This window comes from Micromonospora sp. NPDC002411 (genome assembly GCF_053592955.1).
In genome coordinates this window covers 1-1979 of the sequence record NZ_JBSFBM010000591.1, presented here as the reverse complement: position 1 = coordinate 1979, position 1979 = coordinate 1, and the positions used below count along the sequence as shown (strand labels likewise).

At 67.7% G+C, this 1979-nt stretch carries 2 protein-coding genes; both read left to right on the top strand.

Going from position 1 to position 1979, the window contains the following annotated elements; translation table 11 throughout:
• Nucleotides 1–723, top strand: a 723-nt coding sequence (locus ACWCO3_RS34235) for a non-reducing end alpha-L-arabinofuranosidase family hydrolase (RefSeq protein ID WP_450014132.1), incomplete at its 5' end; no start/stop codon positions are given.
• Nucleotides 724–875: 152 nt separating this feature from the next.
• Nucleotides 876–1979 (top strand): poly(ethylene terephthalate) hydrolase family protein (locus ACWCO3_RS34230; RefSeq protein WP_450014130.1); only part of this gene is annotated, 1104 nt, incomplete at its 3' end.

Sequence of the window (1979 nt, the reverse complement as noted above, 5' to 3'; positions counted from 1 at the left end):
AACCAGATGGGCTCGGCCAGCCAGAACGCGATGAACAACGCGACAGTGGCGCCGTCGCTGTTCTACTTCGCGCCGCGCAACATCTGGGTGCTGGCCTACCAGTGGGGTGGGCCCGCGTTCTCGTACCGGACCTCCAGTGACCCGACCAACCCGAACGGGTGGTCGGCGCCGCAGACGCTGTTCAGCGGCAGCATCTCCAACTCCAACACCGGCCCGATCGACCAGGCCGTCATCGGCGACGACCAGAACATGTACCTGTTCTTCGCCGGCGACAACGGCCGGATCTACCGGGCCAGCATGCCGATCGGGAACTTCCCGGGCAGCTTCGGCTCCAACTACACCACGATCATGACCGACACGACGAACAACCTCTTCGAGGCTGTTCAGGTCTACAAGCTCCAGGGTCTGAACAAGTACCTCATGATCGTCGAGGCCATCGGCTCGAACGGGCGCTACTTCCGCTCCTTCACGGCCAGCAGCCTGGGTGGTTCGTGGACGCCGCAGGCCACGTCCGAGAGCAACCCGTTCGCGGGCAAGGCCAACAGCGGTGCCACCTGGACCAACGACATCAGCCACGGTGAGCTGCTGCGGACCAACGCCGATCAGACCATGACCGTCGACGCCTGCAACCTGCAACTGCTCTACCAGGGTCGTTCCCCCAGCTCCGGCGGCGACTACGGCCTCCTGCCGTACCGGCCGGGTCTGCTGACCCTGCAACGCTGACGATCGGACATCAACGGGGGCGGGCAGGCTCGGCACACGACGAGCCCGCCCGCCCCTCGCTCTTCCACCACCAGGAGGTACCGACAGTGCGAGGACCCGCAGACCACCCCCCGCCCACGGGGAACACCCAGGCCGACCGAGTGTCAACCGGCTTGAGGGGCCGACTGTTCAAGCTCGCCGCGGCCGGGATCGCCGCCGCGGTCGGGTTGCTCACGATCACCGTGGCGACCGGGTCGGCGTCGGCCGCCGACAACCCGTACCAGCGTGGCCCGGACCCCACCCGGACCAGCGTCACCGCCGTAAACGGCCCCTTCGCCAACACCTCGGTCAGTGTCCCGACCGGGTACGGCTTCAACGGCGGCCGGATCTACTACCCGACCGACACCAGCCAGGGCACCTTCGGGGCCATCGCGATCTCGCCGGGCTACACGGCGTTGTTCTCCGCCGAGCTGGCCTGGATGGGGCCGTGGCTGGCCTCCCACGGCTTCGTCGTGATCGGCATCGAGACCAACAGCCGTAACGACTTCGACACCGCCCGAGGCACCCAGTTGCTCGCCGCGCTGGACTACCTCACCCAGCAGAGCCCGGTACGCGACCGGGTCGACCCCACCCGGTTGGCCGTCGCCGGTCACTCCATGGGCGGTGGTGGCGCGCTGAGCGCAGCCATCCGGCGCTCGTCGCTGAAGGCAGTGGTCGGGATCGCGCCGTACTCGCCGTCGTCGAACCTGGCCAACGACCGGGTGCCCACAATGATCTTCTCCGGGCAGGCGGACACTGTGGTCACCCCGTCCTACGCCACCGGCCTGTACAACAGCCTCCCGTCCACGACCGAGAGCGTCTACCTGGAGGTCGCGGGGGCGGATCACGGATTCATGGTCGGACGATCGAACCCGGTGATGGTCCGGACCATGCTGCCGTTCGTCAAGATGTTCGTCGACAACGACGCCCGGTACAGCCAGTTCCTCTGCCCGCTGCTGGACAACAGCGGCGTGGTCACCTACCGCAGCACCTGCCCGCTGCTGCCGTCGACGCCGACCACCCCGACGCCGACCCCCACCGATCCGACGACGCCGACGCCCACCCCGACCGTCCCACCCGGCTCCGCCAGCCAGATCGTCGGCACGCAGTCCGGTCGGTGCATCGACGTACCCAACGCCTCACGCACCAACGGCACCCGGGTCCAGCTCTACGACTGCAACAGGCAGACCAACCAGGCCTGGACCTACACCTCGGGCAAACAACTCCAGGTGTACGGC